The sequence below is a fragment of the Acidobacteriota bacterium genome, assembly GCA_003225175.1.
GTDB lineage: Bacteria > Acidobacteriota > Terriglobia > Terriglobales > Acidobacteriaceae > Gp1-AA112.
Window position 1 is genome coordinate 40,931 of sequence record QIBA01000064.1, and the last position, 24,191, is coordinate 65,121.

The following is a 24,191-nucleotide window of genomic DNA, read 5'->3' on the forward strand; positions in this document are numbered from 1 at the left end:
AAATTTTGCCGAAATGCCATTGGTTCACTTCACCCGATGGCCCGATCACCCGATGGCTCTATTGCTCCAGCACTGGCGGGGTCGTCCGCTGCTCCACAAGCGGCTCCGTCGCGGTTGTCGATGACAACAATGATAGCTGTTGCTCCATGCGTTGTTTATGGTCGTCGTAGGCGCGGATGATGCGTTGCACCAGAACGTGGCGCACTACGTCGCCTTCGTCGAAGAAGTTGAACGATATGCCGTTGACGCCTTTGAGGACTTCGGCGGCTTCAATCAGTCCGCTGCGGCGTGCGTTGGGCAAATCGATCTGCGTGATGTCACCGGTAATTACCGCCTTGGCATTGAAGCCGAGACGGGTGACGAACATCTTCATCTGCTCCGAGGTCGTGTTCTGTGCCTCGTCGAGAATGATGAAGCTGTCGTTGAGCGTGCGTCCACGCATGAAGGCGATGGGAGCGATTTCGATGATGTTGCGCTCGAGATAGCGATCGATCTTCTCCTGGTCGAGCAGATCGTAGAGTGCGTCATATAGTGGTCGCAAATAGGGATCGACTTTTTCCTGCAAAGTGCCGGGCAGGAATCCGAGGCGTTCGCCGGCTTCCACTGCCGGACGCGCGAGGATAATGCGGCTCACCTGCTTGTTCACGAGTGCGGCAATGGCCATGGCGACGGCAAGGTATGTTTTTCCCGTACCGGCTGGCCCGATGCCGAAGACCATGTCGTTCTTTTCGATGGCCTCGATATAACGGCGCTGATTCAGGCTCTTGGGCTGCACGACTCGTTTGCCGAAGGAGCGCTGCCGTCCGGCTTCGGCGAGCCCGCGCAGTGTCGCCGTAGGATCGGAGATCACGATCTTCAGCATCGATCCAAGATCGCCGTTGTAAAAGGTGTATCCGGACTTGCGCAAGTGCTCGTAGTCGGCGAAAACCTGCTCCACGCGGGCTAAGTCGCGGGCGGCGCCTTCGAGGAAAATGTGGTCGGAGCGAAGGTCGATGGAGACGTTCAATCCACCTTCGAGCAGATGAAGGTTTTCATCCCTGGTACCAAACAGGGCCTCCAGGTTCGGAGTGATCTCAAGCTGCTTATTCATCGATAACTTAGGGTTCGTCCTCCCAGAAGGGGAAATGCGCAGAACGGCACGCGTTCCGCGTTATCGCGATCACAGTTGTTGGCTGAGTCGAGCAGAGGAACTGCGGAATGTCGTCCACGTACGTGGAGCACATCCATCGGGCGTAGAGTATCCCCGGTTTGCCTCGAAGTCAATAAACGGAGTCTCAATTGTTCATTGTCCTTCTGGACGCTCCGTCGACCGCAAATTTCCGCTTTGTGAATGGTCGATTTCAAATATTTATTAGATGCTTTGGTGCCTTGAAACGGCACGGGGAATGGCGCCGGTGAACGCCTGAGCGCGTCCGCAGAGACGCTGAAGGGCAGTCCTGAAGGCACTACGTTTGCACTTATCCGCACTATTTGGTTTTCATAAGGCATGCCAGAGACGGCAACAGCCTGATAAAGACGCAGCACGCTGCGCGCCTACCAGGCGCCTAACGGCGCTTAAGCGGTGCTCTGGTGCCTTAAACTGTGCTCCCAAGTGCCTCGAATCCGCGTTCTAATGCCCCAAAACTGCGCATTCGCTGCCTCAAAATCGCTGTTCTTAAGCCTCATTCGGTTTGACGGAACGATCCTAACGCGTGTTAAAATCAGGTGTTTACGCGCCAAATCCCACCCGATTTAGGCAATTTAAGCTCCCTTAAAGGAACAAAGTAAGGCATGGCAAACCATTTTTCCGCGCTGAAACGCGCTCGTCAGACCGAAAAACGTACGCTCGTAAACCGCGCAAACAAGTCCCGACTGCGCACAGCGCTGCGCGGATTGCGCGAGGCAATCGCTAAAGGCGACGCCAAAGCTGCGCAATCGAGCTTCGGAGCGACGGTTTCGGTGATCGATAAGGCCGTCCAGAAGGGCACAATTCACAAAAATACCGCGTCCAGGTACAAATCTCGGCTCAGCGCAAGGCTGAAAACCGTCGCGGCAAAGTAGATTAGCTGGCAAATAGACGTTGTTTTTGCGCCTCAGAAAGTGCAATGGCAGCCTCGTTAAGGCTGCCATTCTTGCTTTAATCGTCTTTGATTAGGTGGTTCCGGCCGCCCTCGGCCGGTACACGGACAACGATTCGACGCCTTCTAGCGGGACCAAAAGGAGTCTGATCGCGCAATTTTGATAACAAAAGAAGTATTCCAGGTACGCCACGCGGTTCTTTGACGTCTTGTACCGGCCGAGGGCGGCCGGAACCAACCTAAGCAGAACCTGAAAACCTCAGTTTTTTTCGGATTTTGCGCGCTCTCGGGCCAATAAATTCTCTTTTCGGTCTAGTCCCCAACGATATCCACCCATTCCGCCGTCGCTGCGGACTACGCGATGGCAGGGGATAAACACCGCAACATTGTTAGTCGCGCACGCTCTGGCGACCGCTCTGCGGCCCGATTCCCCGCCCAAATTCTTTGCAATTTGCGAGTAAGTGCGAGTCTCTCCCGCTGGAATTCGCTTGAGTTCTTCATAAACTCGTCTTTGGAAAGCAGTTGCGCGAACGTCAATCGGCAGCTCGGGGAGCTCAACTTCCCCTTCCAGACGGCGCAAAAGGTTGCTCATCCACTCGCGAAGTTCGCCGCCCGAGTGCACAAGTTCCGCTTTGGGATATTCGCCTTCGAGCTCCCGAACCAGTCGGGCAGGATCATTTCCCAGTTTGACACCGCAAATGCCCTTTTCCGTGACTGCTAACAACGCTCTTCCGGCCGAATAAGGTGCGATTGCATAGCGAATTCGCATGCCGAATCCGCCTTTTACGTAGGCTGCAGGCGTCATTCCGAGCCTTTCATTGGAATGCTCGTAAACCCTGCTGCTGGAGTTGTATCCGGCTTCATAGATCGCGCTGGTCACATCCCGGCGGAATCGGAGCGCGGTTTTGAACAAAGAAAGCCGGCGCGCCTCGGCGTATTGCTTGATCGTGATCCCCGTACTGTGCTTGAAAGCGCGATCCAGGGTGCCGGGATTCATCTTCAACTCTGCGCCTAACTGCTTCATGGGCAGCGGCGAATCCACATTTTTCTCCACCGCGCGGCAGACGTTCCGGACCAACTCAAGCTTTCCGGAACTCCGTAATTCACGCGGTTTGCAGCGCAGGCACGCGCGGAATCCGGCGCGCTCGGCGCTTTCAGGATCAAAGAAGAACTGCACGTTTTCCGGTTTTGGGCGCCGCGATGGGCACGACGGACGGCAATAGATGCTTGTTGTGCTCACTCCGTAGTACAAGGCGCCATCGAATTTGCGGTTGCGGGCGACTACGGCGTCCCAAAGTTCGGCTGGATTGCTGATTTGCGTCACGGCTGCGGTGCTCATGAAGGCACTTTATGTTAGCTCTATCGGATGTCGCTATCCGGATTTCGACGCTAAAGCCGTTTTTGCCGTCTTGTCATTCTGAAGCCGCGCAATTTGCGGCGAGCAATCCATGTCGTGCCTATGCGTTGCAGGTTCTCGAAGATTGAGGCTTTGGTGGAGAAGGCCGCAGTTGCGGCTTGCGCATACCGCATGGAACCCTGTCGGGATTCCTCGCGCAAGAAAGCGCGCTTCGGAATCACAGACAATGGATAAAGGCTACTTAATCTCGTTCACCGGCAACTGAGTCCCAAAGTCCTGCCCATTCGGCGCCACTGCACGAGCTACGATCGACGTAAACGCCTGCTTGTACTCCGGATACTGCTGCGCCAAGGCCTTAATGAAAGCCATGTTTTGCTGGAAAGTCTTTACTTGGTCGGAGATGTCGGGCAAGGAGTACTTGTAAACCAAGTTCAAACCCTGCTTTTCGTCGGGCACAACAAAGGCTTGGACGATGTTGTAAGTCTGGCCGTTCAGGGTTAAAGGCACCGGTTGCTGTGGATTCTGCGGAATATCCTTCGGGATCGATGCCTGCTGCTCCTCATAAAGCTTTTCCAGTTGCGGCGTACTCATGAAGTTGACGGGAGCGAGGAGGTCGCTAGCCGTCAAGTAATAGAAGAAAGACACATGTTGACTGCCTTGCTTTTTGTAGTCGCGGGCCTGAACCCAGTACCAAAGCCCGTCATGGGGGCCCACTTGGCGCGCTTTTGCATAGTATCCGGCCAGCTTCCACTGGCTGCCTTCCTGCTGCAGGATGTAGGTGATCGTGAATGGCTGCTTCGATCCAGTTACGTCCTGAATCGCAACTGAGTATTTTCCGGGCGGCAATCCGGGGATCACAAATGACGATCGCTGCAGCGAATTGAAGGTTCCACAGTAGAATTCCGCGCGCTCGTAGGCTTGAGTGCCGGGCGCGTCCAGGACCCATTCGTTGCGAATACTTGCGTGGCCGCCGGCGATCTTGTCTTTGTTCGCCTGAACAACGTTCGCAATTCCTTGAAAATTATTGGCGATTGCAGCGATCGAATTCTGCTGCATTGCGCCGGCGTTACCCGCTGCGGCAGCGTTGAACAGCTGTTGCACTGCCGATTCAATACCTGCACGCGCACTGGCGTCCATATCCGACGCTGTAGAGCAGCTTTCTGCTGCTTGTGCCGAGGTTACAAATGCAGCTGAAACCGATAGAAAAAGCGCGCCAAGAAATCGTAGATAAATTCGAATCATGTTCCTCTCAAGAGCAAAAAACACCGCTGACGGCCAGCAGCTTCTTGGATTGGTAAGATGCGAAATCCTGCAACTCGGATAGTATTCGGCGTTCTCTCATACAAGTGGCTCGATTTGCTGGTGAGCTACCTTGTCTTTGGAGTAGCATAAACCCGCGTGTCCAGAAGTGCTTCCATCACCGGTTTTGGCCTGTTGCTAGTCTCTACTACGATTCTCAGCAGCCAGCAGACGCAAAGTACTGCACCGCCGGCGGGGCAGCCAGCCCAGCCTTCCTCTTCCGTCTATGGCCGAATGCGCCGCGTTGGGCCTACGCAGGCGCAACGGCAAACAACGCAAGCTCAACAGTTCCCCAGTCCGGCACAGCAGTTTCCGCCTGATCAGGCTGCTCCAGCTTCGACCGGACAACGTCCGCCAATGAGTTTTCCTCACGCGTCTGCGCCGCCAGACCAGGCAGCGCCGCCGGCTCAAACTGCTCCGGCACAGAAACCATCTGTGCCATCGCAGCAACCAGCGGTGCTGCAGAGTCCCACGCCACAGCCCCAGCAGCCTTCGGGAGCCGAACAACAGCCGCCGAATCCTCCGCGTGTCAGCCTTATGGGAGGACTGCTTACAGTAGCGGCTGAGAATTCGACGTTAGCTGACATCCTCAAGGCGATTGAAACGGTGACTCACGCGAGTTTGGAGGGCACGCAGCCGGATGCTGAGCGGGTTTTTGGGCAGTTTGGACCTGGAGCTCCGCGGCAGGTCTTGAGTTCGATTCTGAGCGGCTCCCACTATGATTTCATCCTGGTGGGCGCGGTTGATGATCCGGGCAGCGTGGAGCGCATTATGCTCAGCCCACATGGGACTGCTCCCGTCGTTCGCGGCGGCCCAAACCAAGTTATGGCGCGCCAGAATCCCACAGCTAGCCAGGACGAAGAGGACAACGACGTCGCCGGCCAGTCAGAGATCCAGCAACAACCACCGCCACCACCGCCAGCTCCTTCGGAGCAGGTCCAGTCTCCTTCCGGACAACAACAGCCGCAGGTAAAGACTCCGGAACAATTGCTGCAGGAACTCCAGCGTCTCCGGCAACAGCAGCAGCAACAACAGCAGCAAGCACCCGGAACTGTTCCGCGGTAGGCCTCTCTTACAAGTGCTAAGTTCATGCCGTAAAAAGAAAAAGCCCCGCGGGGGAGGCTTGATCTTTGGGGAGGTAACGTCGTTTGTAAGGAACTTTTAGCTGGCAGCGTTGGCCGGAAATTCAATCACAGTGGCTGAAGCTTTGGCAGGCTTGCGGTTCATCGCCCGCAGAATCGCACTAACGGCCACATACCCTGAATAGACGCCCAGAAACATTGCAGAAACAATCGTGGCAAAAACGATGGTGCTGAGAATAATGTCATTCACCGTGGCCGAACTCACCAATTGAGGATTCACTATCTGACCGCCTTTGGATGTCGATGCGCAGAAACCAGTTGTTCAACTCTGGCTGATCGGCACATTCTGCTACTGAACTAGGAAAATGCATCCGTCTCCGTAGTTCATGTACCCAGAGTGCGTGCCCACAACTTTTACTGTTATGCGCCAAGTAATTGAATCCAACCAGATTACGCAGGTAATGCCATAACACGATCCTCACCAACAGCGACCGACAGCGAGAAGGCAACTCTAACCCGCGTTGACGCTGCTAGATGTTGACAACTAAGATACGGATGTAAAGTTGCGCCCATCGCTCAACGAAGTCTTCTGTAGGTCTGCACTTTTTTAAATGGCAATTACCTCGATCCGGGTCCGCGGGGCTCGGCAGCACAACCTGAAAAACATTAACGTCGAGATCCCACGCAATACCCTGACTGTAATTACAGGGCTTAGCGGCTCGGGCAAGTCGTCGCTGGCGTTCGACACCATCTACGCTGAGGGCCAACGGCGATATGTCGAAACGCTATCGGCATACGCGCGCCAGTTCCTCGATCAGATGGAGCGGCCAGAGGTTGACGCCATCGATGGACTCAGCCCATCCATCGCTATTGAGCAGAAGACTACGACCCGTAATCCGCGCTCGACAGTAGGCACAATCACTGAGATTTATGACTATTTGCGCCTGCTTTATTCTTCGGTTGGCGTACCGCATTGCCCGAAATGCGGACGCGAAATCAGCCGGCAATCGGCAGAACAGATTGTGCAGCAGGTGATGTCGCTCAAACCGGAAGAGCGCGTCATGTTACTCGCTCCGATCGTGCGTGGTCGGAAAGGCGAGTTCAAAAAGGAATTGGAGAAGCTGGCGCAGCAAGGCTACACGCGCGCGCGAATCGACGGAGAGCTACGCAGTCTTGATGGCGGCGAAGATGGACTTGACGAGATCAAGCTCGATAAGCGCAAGAACCATACCATTGAGGTTGTAGTCGATCGGCTACTAGTAAAGGCTGGAATCGAGAAGCGGCTGGAGAATTCAGTCGCAACCGCCATGAAGCTCGCCGATGGACTTGTGATTCTGGCGGTTGTCGACGGCGAAGAACGCTTGTACTCCGCCAAAATGGCTTGTCCCGAGTGCGGAATCAGCGTGCCCGCGCTAGAACCACGATCGTTCTCTTTCAACAGCATTTATGGTGCGTGTCCGGAGTGCCACGGGCTTGGCAGCAAATACGATTTCGATCCTGCGAAGCTAATCGTCGATTGGTCAAAGCCTCTGCTTGAAGGCGCACTAGGACCAGGCTCCGGCTCGACCTATCTGCAACGGCTAATTGAAATCGCCGCACAGGTCTACAAACTGGATTTAAGCATTCCGTTTGAGAAGCTGCCCGCGGAGCAGCAGAATCTGCTTCTGTATGGGCCTCCGGAGCGTGAAGCTGCGCGCAGTGGATTCCATGGGATTCTGGCATTCCTGAAGCAGAACCTGGAGGAGTCATCATCGGAAAGCTATCGCGAGTGGCTGCTGGAGTACATGTCTGCCACAACCTGTCCGGTGTGTCAGGGCAAACGCCTGCGTCAGGAGAGCCTTGCAGTGCGCGTGAATGGCATCGGCATCGCTGATTTCACGGGAATGCCGGTATCGCATGCTCTACAAGCATCGCAAAAAATCAAACTCGACCAACGCGGACAGATTGTAGCGGGACGCGTGTTGCGGGAGATCGCTGAGCGCTTGCAATTCCTGAATGCAGTTGGACTGGGATACATCTCGCTCGATCGCTCCGCGGCAACGCTATCAGGTGGAGAAGGCCAGCGCATACGTCTCGCCACTCAGATCGGCTCGAAGCTGCGCGGGGTGCTCTATGTGCTCGACGAGCCGTCGATTGGACTACATCATCGCGATAATAACCGGTTGATTGCTGCGCTGGAATCACTGCGCGACCTCGGCAATACGGTACTCGTGGTTGAACACGATGAAGAAACGATTCGTCGCGCCGACTACGTAATTGATCTTGGTCCCGGTGCCGGACGCCATGGCGGAGAACTGGTCGCACAAGGCACTCCCGAGGAGATAGAGCGCGCACCCGAATCATTAACCGGCAAATACATCTCCGGCGAAGTGAACATAGGTGCTCGCTTCGAACCTCGTCAGACAAATGGCAAGGCCATTACGGTTTTGGGAGCGCGCGAGAACAACCTCAAGAGCCTCGACGTGAGTTTTCCCCTCGGAGTAATGACCGTGGTCACTGGTGTGAGCGGCTCCGGGAAGTCCACGTTGGTGAATGACATTCTGTATCGCGCGCTGGCGAAGACCCTTTACCACTCACGCGAAGAGCCCGGAGCCCATAAGGGTGTTGCGGGAATGGAGAGCATCGATAAGGTCATCCGCATCGACCAGACACCAATTGGGCGAACTCCACGATCGAATCCCGCTACGTACACCGGAGTGTTTACTCAAATTCGCGATCTCTACTCGATGCTACCGGAATCGCGCGAGCGCGGATACAAAGCGGGGCGCTTCTCGTTCAACGTGAGCGGCGGACGTTGCGAGGCCTGCCAGGGAGAAGGCCAGCGCCGCATTGAAATGAATTTCCTGCCGGACGTGTATGTCCTATGCGAGGTCTGTGGTGGGAAGCGCTACAACCACGAGACTCTTCAAGTCCGCTACAAAGGACAGTCAATAGCCGATCTTCTGGAAACATCGATAGCCGATGCCCTGCCGATTCTTGAAGACATTCCGCAAGTTCGCCAGAAGCTCCAAACGCTCGTTGATGTGGGACTTGGCTACATTCAACTCGGACAGTCCGCGGTAACGCTTTCAGGCGGCGAAGCTCAGCGCATAAAGCTGGCGCGGGAGTTGAGCAAACGCCAAACTGGACGCACTCTGTATCTGCTCGACGAGCCTACGACAGGCCTGCACTTCGAAGATGTAAAGAAACTGCTGGATGTGTTGCATCGGCTCACTGATCTGGGCAACACGATCATCATCATCGAGCACAACCTGGATGTAATCCGGAACGCCGATTGGATCATCGACTTGGGTCCGGAGGGCGGAGAAGACGGTGGAAGACTGGTCGCTCAAGGTCCTCCGCAGCAGATAACACGCGTGAAAAAGTCATATACCGGAATCGCGTTGGCAGAGTACATGGCCCATGCGAAGTGGGCGGCCTACGGAGGTTCTTCACCACGGAGAGACAGACGCGCGGAGAACAGCACTTGAGGTGAATCTTTCTGTTTCCGTAACGGCAAATGAAACCCAATTCCATGCCCGAACCCGCTCTCCTCTGGTTTTCTCCTGCCTCTGTGTCTCCGTGGTTCAAAGGTTTGCTATCGTGTAGATTCAACTCAGCTCATTGTGCCGTTGACTCCCGATCCTTCAGTCGATCCGTCAGAGAATCCGCCGACAGAAGTTGCGCTCTCTGAATCGGTCGAGCCTCCTCGCACTGACGAAAATCCGCCGTGGGGAATACTGGCAGTCTTACTGATCGCAATATTCAATTTCCTAGCCTTCAATCTGATCGCTGTGACTTTCTTTGTTGCGATTCACGCGATCCCGAGATTCAGGGGATTATCGCTGGAAGCATTCACACAATCTCCTCTTGCCCTAGTACCGCAGATGGTGAGTTATGTCTTGGCCGTTTTCTTTATGGTGCTAGTGGTGCAAAAGGGCACTCCTGAGTCTTTTTGGTCCGCTGTAAAGTGGAATTGGCCAAGCCGAATCGCGTTTCTGATTCTCGCCGGAGTTGGCTTGCTCGGGGTTGCTCAGCTGTGTTCGGCGCTTTTGCCTATCCCTAAGTCGCTTCCGATCGACAGGTTTTTTCGCTCCACTCATGCAGCGTGGGTTCTGGCGGTCTTTGGGATTTTCGTCGGGCCCTTCTACGAAGAGTTGCTGTTTCGCGGCTTCTTATTCCCTGCTCTTCGACGATATTTGCCCCTTGTCGCTTCGGTCGTAATCGATGGGCTGCTGTTCGCGCTTTATCACGGGCCACAACTTGCATGGTCATGGGCACCGATGCTGCTGATCTTCGTGGTCGGCTCTGTACTCACGATTGTGCGCGCCCGCACTGGATCGCTAGGTTCTGCATTTCTGGTTCACAGTACCTACAATGCATTCGACTTCGTGCTGATCTTCGTCGCTACCGATGGATTCCGGCATATGGATAAGCTAAGGTAAAGCAGCATTCGGCACTCAGCATTCAGCCTTTCACACTTTTTCTGTGACAATACTTGCTTCTGACCTCATGATCGGAAAACTCTGCTCCTGCCCGGCAGTTGAGCGGCTGAATGCTGAGTGCTGAGTGCTAATGTATCTTGCATGCCCAACTCACGCGAACTTCTGCTGAACATGCTCGCGCGCAAGTCGTTTCAGCTTGGAGAATTCAAGCTTTCTTCAGGTGGAACAAGCGACTATTACATCGATTGCCGCACTACGACACTGGATGCGGAGGGAATGCGCCTCACTGGCCGCGTTTTTTATGACGTGATTCAGGCCAAAAAATGGAGGCCGCGCGCTGTTGGTGGCATGACTCTCGGCGCCGATCCTATTGTTGCCGGCGTAGCACTCCTCACAGCGCAAATTGTACAAACCCGGGCGCCAGCCCGGCCGAAACCGGTGGATGTCTCGGAGTTCCTCATTCATGGCTTCCTCGTTCGCAAGCAGGAGAAAGCGCACGGAACCGCACAACGCATAGAAGGCTTTCACGAAAAGGGCTCTCGCGTGGTGATCGTGGACGACGTGTGTACAACCGGCTCTTCAACGATTCAGGCCATCGAAGCTGCGCGCGAGTTCGGATTCAATGTCGTCGGAGTGGCGTGTCTTGTTGAACGCGAAGAAGCCGGCGGACGTCCGGCAGTAGAAAAGGCCGCAGCGGGAGTTGAGTTTGTCTCTATTTTCAAGGCGATAGACGTGCGAACCGCGCACATTGCGCAAAAGGCCACAGCCTGAAAGCCGAAACCCTTTAGAATCTGAGGCATGGTTAAAACCCTCGAGTGGACCGACGCCGGCGTGCGTTTCATCGACCAAACGCGCCTGCCTACTGAAGAGATCTACGTTACCTGTCGCACTCACGCCGAGGTTGCTACTGCGATCCGCGACATGATCGTCCGTGGTGCGCCCGCGATCGGAGTAGCCGCAGCGATGGGTGTTGCGCTCGGCATGCGCAATTCGAAAGCCCAAAGCCACAACGCGCTGCGGTCTGAGTTGGAGCAGATTTGCAAGACGCTGGCCGCAACTCGCCCGACCGCGGTGAATCTCTTTTGGGGAATTGAACGGATGCGGGACCGCTTCGAGGAGCTTGCCTCCGCTTCAATTGATGAAGTCAAGCGCGCACTCATTCAGGAAGCGCAGGAGATGCACGCGGAAGACATTGCGGCGTGCCGAGCCATGGGGCGCAATGGCGCGGTGCTCATGCCGGCTTCGGGCGGTGTGCTTACGCATTGCAATGCGGGCGCACTCGCTACTTGCGGATATGGAACCGCGCTGGGAGTGATTCGCGCCGCCGTGGAAGCGGGTAAAAAGATCCATGTCTTCGCGGACGAGACGCGTCCTTTTCTTCAAGGGTCCCGCCTGACCGCGTGGGAACTTACCAAAGACGGAATCCCTACTACGGTAATTTCCGACAACACGGCAGGTGCCATGATGAAGCAAGGGAAGATCGACGCAGTTGTCGTCGGCGCCGATCGCATCGCCGCAAACGGAGATGTAGCAAACAAGATCGGAACTTATACCGTCGCTGTGCTGGCGAAGGAACACGGAATCCCATTCTATGTCGCTGCGCCATGGTCCACTATTGATCTGGCAACTCCAGATGGAGATCACATTCCAATCGAGGAGCGCTCTGCACGCGAGGTAACGCATCTGGCTGGAAAACAGCTCACTCCAGACGGAATTCGCGTAGAGAACCCCGCGTTCGATGTAACGCCGCGCCGTTATGTCACAGCCATCATCACGGAACGAGGCATCGCAAGGGCGCCTTATGGAGAGTCCCTTCTGGCGTTGGGCCGCGAAGCCGAGCTGCAGGCTACATTGAGTCATTGAGCATTCGTGCGCCAACTTGCTGTAGCACAAAGGCATCTTGACTTAGGGAGGAGCGAACACGATGCCGATCTCTACGAAGCTCACGGAACTTGCGACCAAACCCCTACCGAAGGTGATCAGCCCGGTAACGCATGCCGCTATCGACTGGAGTACTGCTGGTGCCTTTGCCATTGCCGGCACGCTGCTTTGGAAAAAGAACAAGCGTGCAGCCCTGGCTTCTTATCTGTGCGGCAACTTAATCGGAAGTCTTATTTTTCTTACTGACTGTCCAGGTGGGGTGTGGAAGAAGATCAGCTTCGAGACTCACGGCAATATTGATCCCGGAGTCTCTGCCCTGGTAGCTTCCATGCCGAATCTGCTCGGGTTCTCCGAAGAGCGCGAATCAAAACTCTTTCAGAGTATCGGAATTGGGCTTGCTGCAGTCAGAAGCCTTACGCGATTCGACGAGGGCTCCAGCAACGAGGAAACACGTCGTCGAGCAGCGTAGATTTTAGCGAAAATGCTTTTTCAAACCCGGTCGCCTCTGGCCGGGTTTGTCGTTTATACACATGGAACATTTGCCGCCATCTCTACGTATCCATGATCGAGGGAAAGTCTTCTCGCGTGCACCGCGGCGTATTATGTGAGCCGGCTCGAATCCCGCACCAAACTGGAGCATCTAGATCTACAAAGGCTATGGGAAACAATCTCAAGACGCTGGCATTGCTAACGGGCATGACACTGCTGCTGATGTTTGCCGGAGACGCGATCGGCAGATACCTGGGCACGCAGCATGGAATGGCGATAGGGCTGGCTGTTGCTGCTCTTGGTAATTTCATCAGCTATTTCTTTTCCGACAAGATTGCTCTTGCGATGTACGGGGCGCAGCCTGTAACGCGTGAAGATCTTCCTCGCGTGTACAACGTGGTCGAAAGAATGACTCAGCGAGTCGGCCTGCCCATGCCCAAGATTTACGTGATCCCGAATGAGTCGCCAAATGCTTTCGCTACGGGTCGCAATCCGTCGCATGCTTCAGTTGCCGTGACCAAAGGCATTCTCACTTTGCTCGACGATGAGGAGCTCGAAGGCGTTCTAGCCCATGAACTGGGACACGTTCGCAATCGGGACATTCTCATCAGCTCAGTAGCGGCGACTCTCGCAGGAGGCATCACTTTCCTGGCTCGTTCGGCGATGTGGGCCGGCATGTTCGGAGGTTACGGAGATCGCGATAACCGCGAACGCGGCGGTGGTGGATTTACCGCATTGTTGATGATCATTCTGGCGCCGATAGCAGCTTTACTGATTCAAATGGCAGTGTCACGTTCCCGTGAATACGAAGCCGACCATACCGGAGCCCAAACAACCGGCAATCCGTATGCCTTGGCCCGTGCCCTACAGAAGCTAGACGCCTATTCCAAGAGAATGCCCATGGTGGCATCGCCTTCAACCGCACACTTGTTCATTGTGGCACCGATGATCGGCGGAGACACTTTGGCGAGCCTGTTCTCAACGCATCCCCCGATTCCCAAGCGAATCGAGCGGCTGACCGGTCGTCCAGCTGACATGTTGTGAGGGACCTACCGCCAAGACAGACTGACCACAAAAGCATAAGAAGGAAGTTAAAGACTCAGGCGATCGCAGCGTTTTGCCCTTCATGTTCGTTCGCGTCCTTCGCGGTTCGCTTTTGTCGCTTTTCTCCTGCAAAGTCGGTTCGCGCAACCGTTCACTCACCATAGAGTTACTAACGGCTGCGAGGGCCTTCAGAAATCACAATCGGAGCGGTTACAATCACGCGAGATGCCTCGGCTGCTAGAAAACGACGTAACTTCCCTTCACGAGCGTGCCCGGCGTCTTGAGGCGGCTATTCGGTCGGTGATCCGTGGCAGTGATGAGGTAGTTCGACTCGGCTTAGTCGCGGTTTTTGCTCGAGGACATCTCCTGATTGAAGGCGTTCCTGGCGTCGGCAAGACTACTTTGGGGCAGACGCTTGCCCGTTCTCTCGATTGCACATTCCAGCGCGTCCAGTTCACCAGCGACATGCTTCCCAGCGACCTGCTTGGGACATCTGTTTACTCAGCCGCCGAAGAGCGCTTCGACTTCAAACCGGGCCCCGTGTTCACCAACGTCCTCCTGGCAGACGAGATCAACCGCACCACGCCGAAAACCCAGTCTGCGCTGCTCGAAGTGATGAATGAAGGCCAGGTCACTGTCGAGGGGCAGGCGCGTGAGGTACCGCAACCCTTCCTGGTAATTGCCACGCAGAATCCGGTTGAGCATCACGGAACTTATCCTTTACCGGAGTCGCAGATGGATCGATTCCTGATGCGGGTGCAAATGATGTACCCCGCTGCGGAAAGCGAGCGTGAGATCTTGCGTGCGCAAGCGGGAGCAGCGCGTCTGAACGAAGTCAGCCCCGTGCTCACTGGCGACGACGTTATTGAAATGCAGGAGCAGGTAAAGAAAGTTCGTGTCGATGAATCGCTGGTGAACTACACGTTGGAGATCGTGAATAAGACGCGCCAATCGGAGCAGCTTTCGTTAGGCGTTTCTCCTCGCGGGTCACTCATGCTCTACCGCGCTGCCCAAGCTATGGCCTTCATCGAGGGACGAAAGTTCACCACTCCTGACGATTTCAAGCGATTGGCCGTTCCCGTCTTTGCACACCGCGTAGTTGTAAACGCGCGCTATAGCTCCACACTTAAGGCATCAGAGCAAGCAGAACGTATCGTCAGCGACATTGTCGACAACGTGTCGGTGCCTTCGTGAAATGCAGTTCCTCGCGCGCTTCCTTCTCATTTTTTCGCTCGTAGTCTGGATTGGCGGCATCATCTTCTTTTCGTTCGTTGTAGCTCCAACAGTGTTTCGGGTTTTGCCCGCGCAAGAAGTCGCAGGCGCGATTGTAGGCAGCTCGTTGGGAGCCCTTCACCGAATCGGTCTCACTTGCGGAGTCGTCTTTCTGGGCGCCACATTCCTGGGGAGATTTAGCCAGGCGCGAGTCTTACGTGCACTTGTCGTGGTTATGCTGCTCTGTACCTCTTTCTCACAGTTCAGAATTACGCGGGAACTGGAGCAGGTCCGTGCTGCTGTTGGGGGTTCGATTCAGGCGCTTCCTCCCAAAGACGCGGGACGGGCGGCGTTCGACCGGCTGCACCAAATCTCTGTCATTCTCGAAGGAGTCGTGCTTCTGGCTGGAATCGGCGCTGTTGCGCTCCTCTCGCGCGAACCACGCCACTAACGGTTGCTTCGCAAACTACTCGACAATCATGGTGCTCTGGTGGTGTTCTAGTTGCATCCTGAGCTGCTGGATGCGTCATCCTATTCGGGACTTCATTGCGAATAAATAATTCAATTCGTCTCCTCCGTCGCTTGCGATTCGCAATCGGAACTGCTGCGATTTTATGTTTTGCATGGACTTGCTTCTGCGCTGCACAAACAGCGACTCGCCAGATTCAAGGCTCAGTTCAAGACAGTTCTCATGCGGCGATCAGTGATGCCAGGGTCACGTTGAAGCAAGGATCGTGGGAGTCGTCCACACTCACGGGAAGCGACGGTTCGTTCGCATTCAATACCAAAAGCGGTAGCGAGCTGGAAATATCCATAGCCGCGAATGGGTTCACCACAACACGCAGAACCATTCCCGAAGGTACTCGAGACGAGGATCTCGTCATAGTCCTTCAGCCCGAAACGGTCAGCACGAAAATTGAGGTTACTGCCTCGCGCACAACGTTATCAGTGGATGAAGCTCCGCAAAGCGTGCAGGTTCTGAATACGACCGAGATCCACACTAGCGGCGCTCTTGAAGTAGACGACGTCTTGCGCCAGGTTGCTGGATTCGATCAGTTCCGCCGCAGCAGCAGTCGGACCTCGAATCCGACCACACAAGGCGTGTCGATGCGGGGGATGGGATCGAGTGGTGCGAGTCGCGCTCTGGTACTCCTCGATGGCGTGCCAATCGCCGATCCGTTTGGCGGCTGGGTGAACTGGAGTCAGATACCTCGCGAGTCGCTCGAGAGCGCCGAGATCGCAAAAGGCGGCGCTTCTGATCTATACGGCGGACAAGCCCTTAGTGGCGTTGCTCAACTGCTGACGAAAACGCCGGAAGGAACTGATGCAAGCCTTGATCTCTCTTACGGCAATGAACGAACGCCAAACGCATCCGGTTATCTCGGACACAGCTTCGGAAAATGGCTTGCCTCTGGCGCGGCGGAATACTTTCGTACGGATGGATACATTCCGGTCGAGTTCTCGCAACGAGGTGCTGTCGATAACAATGCCAATTCACTTCATCGCAATGGCCAACTGGAAGTTCAGCGAGAGTTTTCACAGCGATCCCGCTTCTTCCTGAGCGGCCTTGGCTACGACGACTCGCGCCATAACGGAACGATCATCGAAGTAAATCGCACGCGGGCGTGGCAGGCAGTGACCGGACTTGACCTCGAGGGCTCCTCCGATTCGCTGTTGCAAATCCGCGGATACGGCGGAACCGAAACGTATCACCAAACGTTCGCCTCCGTTGCTGCCGACCGCAATAGCGAGACGCTGGCACGGGTGCAGCAAGTGCCCTCACGGCAGTTCGGTTTGAGTGCCCAGTACACGCGGGCGCTTGGCTGGAACACGCTGTTGGGCGGTGTGGAGTTTGCGCGTATCACGGGAGAAAGTGACGACGAAATCTTCACGCTGGGAAGACCTTCGAGCGTCGTGAATGCTGGCGGAATCATCCGTAACACCGGCGTTTTCGCCGAAGACATAGCGCGCATCACCGGACGCTGGCTGGTAACGGGAGTTATCCGCTTCGACGACTGGCAGACCGTGAACGGATTCAGCCGAACTGTCGCGCTACCCTCGGGCGCTACAGCGCCAACACAATTTGCCGATCGGTCAGAAACCGCGTGGAATCCGAAGCTCGCAACTACTTTCCGGGTAAACGACCGCGTTGCTCTGAAGGGATCGGCCTATCGATCATTCCGATCTCCCACACTCAACGAGCTGTACCGTTCGTTCCGATTAGGGAATACGCTTACAACCGCTAATCCGTTTCTGCGCTCGGAACGTTTGACGGGATGGGAGCTTGGTCCAGCCGAGAAGCTGTTCAAGGGCAAGCTGAATCTGCGCCAGGGATTTTTCTGGGCAACCGTACATCGGCCAATCGCGAATGTCACTCTGAGCACAACACCGGCACTCGTTACTCGTCAGCGGCAAAACCTTGGCAGTACCCGCGCGCGCGGAGTTGAGGCGCAAGCTGATTGGGGGATCATGAAGTGGATCGATGTTTCGGCGCAATATCAGTTCGTGGATGCAGTCGTGACCGCCTTCCCTGTCGATCCGTCGCTTATTGGACTGCAGGTTCCTGAAGTGCCGCGTCACGAATTCACCTTCCAGGCGCGTTACAGTAATCCCAGGCTTCTGACAGTGGCGTTCCAGGGCCGCAATAACAGTTCGGTCTTCGACGACGATCGCAATACGTTGGCGCTGGATCGCTATTTCAAAATCGATGTTTTCATCTCCCGGCGGCTGAACTCTTACGCTGATATCTACGCCGCAGCGGAAAATCTTCTGAACGATCACTACATGGTCGCGCGCACGAACGTGATTACGCTCGCTTCACCATTGGTTGCCAGAGCTGGACTGCAATTGCATCTGCGCCGCTAGAGGGTGAACGCGTTGCACTGCTAAGATAGAAAATTCCGTTCCCGCTGATTTTTGGCGCTGTAGGATTCCGCATTCATGAAGACTGGCATTATCGGCCTGCCTCAGGTGGGCAAGACATCGCTGTTCAAAATCTTGACCAAAGCGCAGGTTGCCGAGCGTGGACATAATCCGCGTGAAGCTCACCTTGGCATTGCGAAAGTTCCCGACGAACGTCTAGACAAGCTTTCCGCTCTTTACAATCCCAAAAAGCTGATCCATGCGAGTGTCGAGTATTCCGACGTAGCTGCTATCGGACAGGAGGCGCTGAAGGAGTCGGCGTATGCCAACAATCTGCGAGCAGTCGACGCACTGATTCATGTGCTGCGCGCATTTGACGAGCCTTCTATCCCGCACGTCGCCGAGATAGATCCCCTGCGCGACGCTAGAAATGTCGATTTCGATTTGGTCGTCAACGATCTTGGGCAGATCGAGAAGCGCTTGGAGCGTTTAGAAAAAGATCTCAAGAAGATGAAATCGGCAGAGCTTGAGCGCGAATTCGATTTGCTCAAGCGTGCCAAGATCCATGTCGAATCGGAACGTCCATTGCGTGAGATGGAGATGTCCGCCGAGGACAAGAAGCGGATTCGCGGATTCATGTTTCTGAGCCAAAAACCGATCCTGTACGTACTCAACGTGAACGAGAGCACGACGCTCGGTCAGGATCTGGAGAAGGCGCCGGCAAAGTACAAATTGACCGAGTATGGTTCGCGGCCAAATGCCGGGATGACTGCGATCTGCGGCAAAGTTGAAGCGGAACTAGCTGAGATGCCTGACGAAGAGGCTGGCGAATTCCTCGCCAGCTACGGACTGACCGAGAGTGGATTGGTGCGCCTGATTCGTAAAAGTTATGAGTTGCTTGGCCTGATTTCGTTCTTTACCGTCGGCGAAGATGAGTGCCGCGCTTGGACAATTGAGCGAGGATCACGCGCGCAGGCCGCAGCCGGAGCGATCCATTCCGACCTTGAGAAACACTTTATCCGCGCGGAAACCATCCACTGGGATCAGCTCCTCGACGCGGGCTCAGAGTCCAATGCGCGCTCTCGCGGTACATTGCGGCTCGAAGGCAAAGACTATATCGTCCAGGACGGCGATGTGATGCACATTCGGCACAGCGCGTGAACGTCAAAATAATTCATCTGCCATTAGCGCCAACAACCCGCCGGCGGTGGCGGGATCCACGTTAACAGCGTGATAATGTCCCCTCTCGCGCTCACGATCATCCTCGGGCTGACGGCGGCTCTTGCCGATGGAGTCGGTGGGCTCATTATCATTCAGCGCCACTGGGAGCGGCGCTATTTGCGCTACTTCATGGCTGTGGGCTCAGGATTCATGCTTGCTACTGCTCTCGTCGAGATGTTTCCTGAGAGCCTTCGCCTGGCGCCCCTGCACGCGCCCCTGTTCATCATGCTCGGGTACTTTGTCGTTCATTTCTTCGAGCACACGCTGACTCTGCACTTTCATTTCGGCGAAGAGACACACGAAGGTGAATTTCTACACTCGCACAAGAGCTATTCAGTGCTATTTGGGCTGGTCGTCCACACCTTCTTCGACGGCATCGCCATCGCATCCGGTTTCCTGATTTCGAACTGGCTCGGATGGTTGATCTTCCTCGCCGTCTTCCTGCATAAAATCCCCGAAGGATTCACTGTTGGTTCAGTGATGCTCGCGAGCGGTCGCTCGCGCCGCATGGCGTTCATTTCGTCAGTGATTCTGGGAGCTTCAACTCTTCTCGGCGTGCTCACCATGCGGGTGCTATCACCGATGTTGCACGTGGGACTCCCGCTGTCCACGGGCGTCACACTGTATGTTGCGGCCTCGGATCTCATTCCCGAAGTGAACAAGGAACCGGGGATGAGGGTTGCGCTGCTGGTGTTTGTCGGAGTGGCGGTGTTGTTGGTGCTGGATTACTGGTTCAGAGGAATCGGGTGATCGGCCGATCGGATCATCGGGTGAAGTAAGAATCGGGTGATTTCGTAAGTTCAATCAGCGGATCACGAAATCGGCAAATCACAAAATCTTCAGAACCATCAAAGTGTTTCACTTCACCCGATGACCCGATCGGTCTATTCCACTTCGTTCTTCGCTTTATACCCGTCGCGCGCAATGACTTCGTATTTGAGTTTCTTGCGATGTTGATCCTGAACAATCAACGGCTGACCTGTCTGCGGATCTATCAACTGGACCTTCACCTTGCGCCAACTGCCGTCCTGCTTGTTGTTGGATGGGCGGTACGAGAGTACGTACTGATTGCGGTTATCAGCCGCGATGTCGGCAAAATCTTCAGGGAATTCGGCAGTGAATCGCGGGAAGTACGCGCGACCACCGGTCAGCTTGGCAAAGGTTCTCAGCTGGTTATCTGCTTGCAGAAAGTCCAGATTGGCCAGCGGACCCATGTATCCGCGCGACTCCAGCCACAGCCTAAAGGCCTGGCCCGTGCCAACGCAGAAGATGGTGACGTTCTTCGTGCCTTGCAGCTTCTTTAGCACCTTGTCATAATTCAGTTTGCTGAATGTATCGATTCCATTGCAGATGAGGACGATGTACTTCTGCCCCTCAACCGTCTCCAATCGATCGACCGTGTCATAAATGGCATCGAAGAGGTTGGTTTCGCTGAATCCTGGAATTCGTAGCTGGTTCAAGGCGCCCATGACCTGGTTTTTGTCCTGCGTAAAATCAACCAGCATGTGCATTTGCATGTCGTATGAGACAACGGCGATCCAGTCTTCCTTCTTGAGCTGCCCAGTGAAAGAGTAGGCCGCATTCAGCGCGTCGTACATGAAGCCATAGCTGTTTGAGGCGAACTCAATCAGCATTACGGCGGTGATTGGCTTGTCGTTCTGCTGGGCGAAGGTGTCGATCTTCTGAGGAACACCGTCTTCCAAAACCTTGAAGTTCTCCTGCCGAAGTCCCGGAATGAACTGCCCGTTGTTAGTGACTACATTGACTGGCAGATTTACCAGCGGCACGTCAACTTTGAGAGAAAACGTGCCGATTTCTTCCGGATTCTTCACCTTCGGAGCCCGCTCTACTGGCTTTTCTTCCTCTGGCTTCTTCTTAGGGACGGCAATTGGGCCGATATCACCAGACGGTCCCCCTGCTTCTGGGGGCGCCTGCGTCTGCGGATTCTGCGAAGTTTTTTGTGTGTTTTGCGCCGGACTGGGGAATGTTGCAAATGCGATGGCGAACAGGCTCACAATCACCATCTTGCAGAGCGGTGCAAGCCCCGCCTTAGTACCGCTAAGGGACATTTCCTATGCCTTCCTACTGACTCTTTGCCTATTGCAAGGCTGAGTCTCTGTATTAGTATAGATGCCGAACTACTCGGAAACCATCGTGGATTCGGCGTGTTTAAGCCCTTATGGGCCTAACTGTCCCCGCCATTTCCATCCCCCGTTGCCGAATTGTTCCTAGGTTACGTATGAAGAGTATTTTCGCCTTCCTCGGACGGATCTCCCCGTTAATTTTTGTGTGCGTTGCAGCGGTTGCGCAGTCAGCAACTCCGGTTGCACAGCCTCGTGTAGCTCCTGAGATCCTCAAAGTCGGCGAGATTCACCGGGGCATGCGCGGTGTCGCGTACACCGTCTTCGAGGGAGTGAAGCCCGAGCCTATGGAGGTTGAAGTCCTCGGCATCCTTCCCAACCTCAACGGTCCTAAGAGTGATTTGATACTCGCGCGTCTGCATGGCGAGAAGGTTGAATACACGGGCGTAGTCGCCGGCATGAGCGGCAGCCCGGTGTACATCGACGGCAAGTTAGTCGGCGCCATCTCGTATCGCATCGGGCAATTTTCGAAGGAGCCGATCTGCGGCATCACGCCGATCGAGGAGATGCTCGAGATCGATGCTTTAGATCGCACGCAGCCCGAGCCAATAAGCGCGCGAACGCAAGCGCCAAAGACCCTCGGCAAGACGTCGGTAGGCGACGTTCCACCCGACAATGATCTGAGAAACTTCGTCTCGCTGATGCAGCCCATCGACGCTCCCTTCGTCTTCAGCGGCTTCACCGAAGAGAGCATTCGCCGGTTCTCATCACAATTCGCGCAAGCCGGACTCGTTCCCGTGATGGGAGTAGGGTCGGCAACGAACGAGCATCAGCCTGAGCCCATCGAGCCCGGATCAGCCGTGAGCGCGGTGCTGGTAAGCGGCGATCTCGACATCGCGGCCACCTGCACGGTCACCTACATCGATCCACAGCGCCTGCTCGCCTGCGGACATCCGCTGACCCAGTACGGCATGGTCGACATGCCGATGACCAAAGCCAGCGTGGTCGCAACCCTGGCTTCTCCGTACTACGCGTATAAGATCGTCAACACCGCCGACGAGATCGGCACTTTCGTGCAGGACCGCCACAGCGGAATCCTGGGACGCTTCGGCGAAGCCTCCAAGATGATTCCCGTAACGGTAACCATTCACGGCGGCAGCAAGCCGAAACAGATGAACTTTTCGGTGCTGAACAATGCCAAACTCACGCCGCTCATCATGATGACTGCTGTTTATCAGGCTCTGCAGTCGCAGAATCAGTACGGCGACCAAGTCACGTACCGCATGAACGGCGACATCGCCGTCAACGGATTCCCCTCCGTGCACATGCACAACATGTTCAGTTCCAACGATGCCGCCCCGAGTTCCGTACTCGCCGCCCTTAATCTCGGCGACCACTTCGGACGCATCTTCGAGAACCCCTACACGACGCCCGGAATTGAAGGCGTAAATCTTAACTTCGATGTAACTCCAGAACGCCGCGCAGCTCACGTTGAGACGGCGCGCACCGACGTCACCGAGGCGCGTCCGGGCGACGAGATCACGATCGAAGCGGTTCTTCGTCCATATCGCGGCGACCCAATCGTGCGTCAGATTCCGGTAAAGATCCCGACCTCTGTACCCAAAGGCCAGCTCCGCATCCTGGTCAGCGACAGCGAGACTCTCGACCGCAGCCGCAAGCTGCCCACAACCTTCGGCCGCACGCTGCAACTCGGATCCACCATCGATCTGCTGAACAAAGAGCACGCCAATAACAACTTGTACGTTTCGCTGCTGGAAGCCAATCCCGAAGCCATGGTCGAGGACAAAGTGATGCCAACCCTGCCGCTTTCGGTCATGAACGTCATGCAAGGCATGCGCGGCGCTCAGGACATGTACGTCAGCGGCGAGTCCGCGGTCGACGAGACCTCCACGCCCATGGACTATGTAGTCTCAGGCGCGCAGGTGCTCACCCTGCAAATCAAGTAATCTGGAGACATGGCAAGAGGTTTCGATAGCAAGTCAGTAGAAGAGCAGCAAGCCGAAGCAAGGCGCGAGCCAGCACACAATCAAAGGCTTACCCCAGAGGAGATCGAAAGCCGTCGCAAACGCGACGGCCTTTTGCTTGCCCGCACGAATGTTCAATCCCAGCTCAACTCGGCAACTAATCCCACTCACCGGCAGATGCTCGAGGGAGCCTTAGCTGAACTGGATCGACAGCTCGCGGAACTGGGCTCCTGATTATCGCGAGTCTTCGGATGCTCCTCCGCAATCGACCGCGCGGGTGACGAAATGCAGCACCCCGCTAGCGCAGCTGGTTCTGTAGGCTTCGTGATCAGACTCCCGTTTCAGAGCAGCCCTTCCAGCCGAACGTAGCTGACTTCCATCCCGCGTTCCATACCTGTCGCACGCAGGCCTTTCGCCGTCGGCATTCGCAGCTCAATCGGCAGAGAGCAACGGATTCAGCGTGAAACCGGCCGAATTCACTGGTGTTCGCGGAACAGCGAATTTATCAGCGAATTTAACAGCGAATTTTTTCTAAGAAGGTAGGCGAGCAACGGACAACTCCGCGCAACCGCCTGCCGCGTCAGGGATTAGGGAAATTCGAGTTTTTTCTCCGCCGCAAAGAACAGTGAATAACAGTGAATAAGCAGTGAATTCTGAAATTCGCATCCGTTGCTCGCGCCAGCGTCGGATGATTGCGGCAAGCACTCTCCCACAGCCGCGCGAGTTCCAAAATGACATTTCTGGTTGACTCGCAATCTTGACTCGTGGTAGCACCGAACTAGCTTCGGTGCTGAGGCAGGTTCGGTGCTGAGCGATGGCATGCGCACAGCTTAGCAGCCAGACTTCACGAGGAACACAGGGTAGATGCGGTTTTGAACACTTACTGGCTGCCAACGATCGACGCAGCCGCCCAACTCGATCGCAAGAAGCCGCAGGATGCGCTGGCGTCGCTGCAGCCGGCCGATGCCCACGCCATGGATGTTCCTCCACCGCTCGCGATGGGATCTCTCTACCCGATTTACATACGTGGAGAAGCAATGTTGGCGCTCCATAATTCCACTGCGGCCGTCGCAGCGTTTAAGACCGTAATCGACCACCCAGGAATCATCGTGAATTTCCCCCTAGGCGCATTGGCTCACCTGCAGCTCGCACGCGCTTATCAGCTTGAGAACAGTACCGACCAAGCCTGTGCCGAAT

General features: G+C 55.5%; 23 protein-coding genes. 16 read left to right on the forward strand and 7 right to left on the reverse strand.

Annotation, left to right across the window (positions count from 1 at the left end; all coding sequences use genetic code 11):
- Positions 1 to 58 precede the first annotated feature (58 nt).
- Positions 59 to 1,090 carry a hypothetical protein gene (locus DMG62_18865; protein ID PYY21400.1) on the reverse strand — a complete coding sequence of 344 codons (1,032 nt, stop codon included), beginning with the start codon at positions 1,088 to 1,090 and terminating at the stop codon, positions 59 to 61.
- A gap of 680 nt (positions 1,091 to 1,770) precedes the next feature.
- On the opposite strand from DMG62_18865, the gene DMG62_18870 reads away from it, so the two are divergent.
- Complete coding sequence (locus DMG62_18870) at positions 1,771 to 2,040, forward strand: 30S ribosomal protein S20 (GenBank protein ID PYY21401.1); 270 nt, start codon at positions 1,771 to 1,773, stop codon at positions 2,038 to 2,040.
- 276 nt (positions 2,041 to 2,316) lie between these two features.
- Here DMG62_18870 and DMG62_18875 read toward each other — a convergent pair whose 3' ends face one another.
- The 4 genes from DMG62_18875 to DMG62_18890 all read right to left on the reverse strand — a co-directional run bounded on the left by DMG62_18875 (position 2,317) and on the right by DMG62_18890 (position 5,155).
- Entirely contained in the window at positions 2,317 to 3,396 is a 1,080-nt protein-coding gene (locus DMG62_18875; GenBank protein PYY21402.1) for a bifunctional transcriptional activator/DNA repair enzyme protein Ada, read from the reverse strand.
- 50 nt (positions 3,397 to 3,446) lie between these two features.
- Positions 3,447 to 3,635, reverse strand: coding sequence for a hypothetical protein (locus DMG62_18880; protein ID PYY21403.1), 189 nt, complete (start codon positions 3,633 to 3,635; stop codon positions 3,447 to 3,449).
- 16 nt (positions 3,636 to 3,651) lie between these two features.
- Positions 3,652 to 4,656, reverse strand: coding sequence for a hypothetical protein (locus DMG62_18885; GenBank protein PYY21404.1), 1,005 nt, complete (start codon positions 4,654 to 4,656; stop codon positions 3,652 to 3,654).
- 307 nt (positions 4,657 to 4,963) lie between these two features.
- The gene (locus DMG62_18890) at positions 4,964 to 5,155 is read right to left on the reverse strand and encodes a hypothetical protein (GenBank protein PYY21405.1); all 192 of its coding nucleotides are present in this window, start codon (positions 5,153 to 5,155) and stop codon (positions 4,964 to 4,966) included.
- Between DMG62_18890 and DMG62_18895 the strand changes: the two genes are divergently transcribed.
- Positions 5,149 to 5,778 (forward strand): hypothetical protein, encoded by a 630-nt coding sequence (locus tag DMG62_18895; protein PYY21406.1) that lies wholly within the window; start codon positions 5,149 to 5,151, stop codon positions 5,776 to 5,778. The two genes, DMG62_18890 and DMG62_18895, sit on opposite strands and share 7 nt — an antisense overlap.
- 96 nt (positions 5,779 to 5,874) lie before the next feature.
- On the opposite strand, the gene DMG62_18900 is transcribed toward DMG62_18895, so the two are convergent.
- Positions 5,875 to 6,075, reverse strand: coding sequence for a hypothetical protein (locus DMG62_18900; GenBank protein PYY21407.1), 201 nt, complete (start codon positions 6,073 to 6,075; stop codon positions 5,875 to 5,877).
- A 331-nt stretch (positions 6,076 to 6,406) separates the two neighbouring features.
- On the opposite strand from DMG62_18900, the gene DMG62_18905 reads away from it, so the two are divergent.
- From DMG62_18905 to DMG62_18955, 11 genes are all read left to right on the forward strand, one after another.
- Positions 6,407 to 9,265, forward strand: coding sequence for an excinuclease ABC subunit A (locus DMG62_18905; protein ID PYY21408.1), 2,859 nt, complete (start codon positions 6,407 to 6,409; stop codon positions 9,263 to 9,265).
- Between the two features lie 135 nt (positions 9,266 to 9,400).
- Positions 9,401 to 10,219 (forward strand): hypothetical protein, encoded by an 819-nt coding sequence (locus DMG62_18910; GenBank protein PYY21409.1) that lies wholly within the window; start codon positions 9,401 to 9,403, stop codon positions 10,217 to 10,219.
- A gap of 141 nt (positions 10,220 to 10,360) precedes the next feature.
- A complete protein-coding gene (pyrE, locus tag DMG62_18915; GenBank protein PYY21410.1) occupies positions 10,361 to 10,990 on the forward strand; it encodes an orotate phosphoribosyltransferase in 630 nt (209 codons plus the stop codon).
- Positions 10,991 to 11,017: 27 nt separating this feature from the next.
- Positions 11,018 to 12,082, forward strand: a complete 1,065-nt coding sequence (gene mtnA / locus DMG62_18920; GenBank protein PYY21411.1) for an S-methyl-5-thioribose-1-phosphate isomerase — start codon at positions 11,018 to 11,020, stop codon at positions 12,080 to 12,082.
- Positions 12,083 to 12,143: 61 nt separating this feature from the next.
- On the forward strand, positions 12,144 to 12,569 hold the full coding sequence (locus tag DMG62_18925) for a hypothetical protein (GenBank protein ID PYY21412.1): 426 nt from the start codon (positions 12,144 to 12,146) through the stop codon (positions 12,567 to 12,569).
- 188 nt (positions 12,570 to 12,757) lie between these two features.
- A complete protein-coding gene (locus DMG62_18930) occupies positions 12,758 to 13,633 on the forward strand; it encodes a protease HtpX (GenBank protein ID PYY21413.1) in 876 nt (291 codons plus the stop codon).
- Positions 13,634 to 13,858: 225 nt separating this feature from the next.
- Entirely contained in the window at positions 13,859 to 14,827 is a 969-nt protein-coding gene (locus DMG62_18935; protein PYY21414.1) for an ATPase, read from the forward strand.
- 1 nt (position 14,828) lies between these two features.
- The gene (locus DMG62_18940) at positions 14,829 to 15,296 is read left to right on the forward strand and encodes a hypothetical protein (protein ID PYY21415.1); all 468 of its coding nucleotides are present in this window, start codon (positions 14,829 to 14,831) and stop codon (positions 15,294 to 15,296) included.
- Between the two features lie 95 nt (positions 15,297 to 15,391).
- Positions 15,392 to 17,710: a hypothetical protein gene (locus tag DMG62_18945; protein ID PYY21416.1), complete on the forward strand. Its 2,319-nt coding sequence runs from the start codon at positions 15,392 to 15,394 to the stop codon at positions 17,708 to 17,710.
- A gap of 75 nt (positions 17,711 to 17,785) precedes the next feature.
- Entirely contained in the window at positions 17,786 to 18,868 is a 1,083-nt protein-coding gene (locus DMG62_18950; protein ID PYY21417.1) for a redox-regulated ATPase YchF, read from the forward strand.
- A gap of 75 nt (positions 18,869 to 18,943) precedes the next feature.
- The gene (locus DMG62_18955) at positions 18,944 to 19,678 is read left to right on the forward strand and encodes a ZIP family magnesium transporter (GenBank protein PYY21418.1); all 735 of its coding nucleotides are present in this window, start codon (positions 18,944 to 18,946) and stop codon (positions 19,676 to 19,678) included.
- Positions 19,679 to 19,812: 134 nt separating this feature from the next.
- Here DMG62_18955 and DMG62_18960 read toward each other — a convergent pair whose 3' ends face one another.
- Positions 19,813 to 20,997, reverse strand: a complete 1,185-nt coding sequence (locus tag DMG62_18960; GenBank protein PYY21419.1) for a VWA domain-containing protein — start codon at positions 20,995 to 20,997, stop codon at positions 19,813 to 19,815.
- Between the two features lie 110 nt (positions 20,998 to 21,107).
- On the opposite strand from DMG62_18960, the gene DMG62_18965 reads away from it, so the two are divergent.
- The 3 genes from DMG62_18965 to DMG62_18975 form a co-directional block, all read left to right on the forward strand.
- Positions 21,108 to 22,976, forward strand: a complete 1,869-nt coding sequence (locus tag DMG62_18965) for a SpoIVB peptidase S55 (GenBank protein PYY21420.1) — start codon at positions 21,108 to 21,110, stop codon at positions 22,974 to 22,976.
- A 9-nt stretch (positions 22,977 to 22,985) separates the two neighbouring features.
- On the forward strand, positions 22,986 to 23,228 hold the full coding sequence (locus DMG62_18970; GenBank protein PYY21421.1) for a hypothetical protein: 243 nt from the start codon (positions 22,986 to 22,988) through the stop codon (positions 23,226 to 23,228).
- A 638-nt stretch (positions 23,229 to 23,866) separates the two neighbouring features.
- Positions 23,867 to 24,191 (forward strand): hypothetical protein (locus DMG62_18975; GenBank protein PYY21422.1); only part of this gene is annotated, 325 nt, incomplete at its 3' end.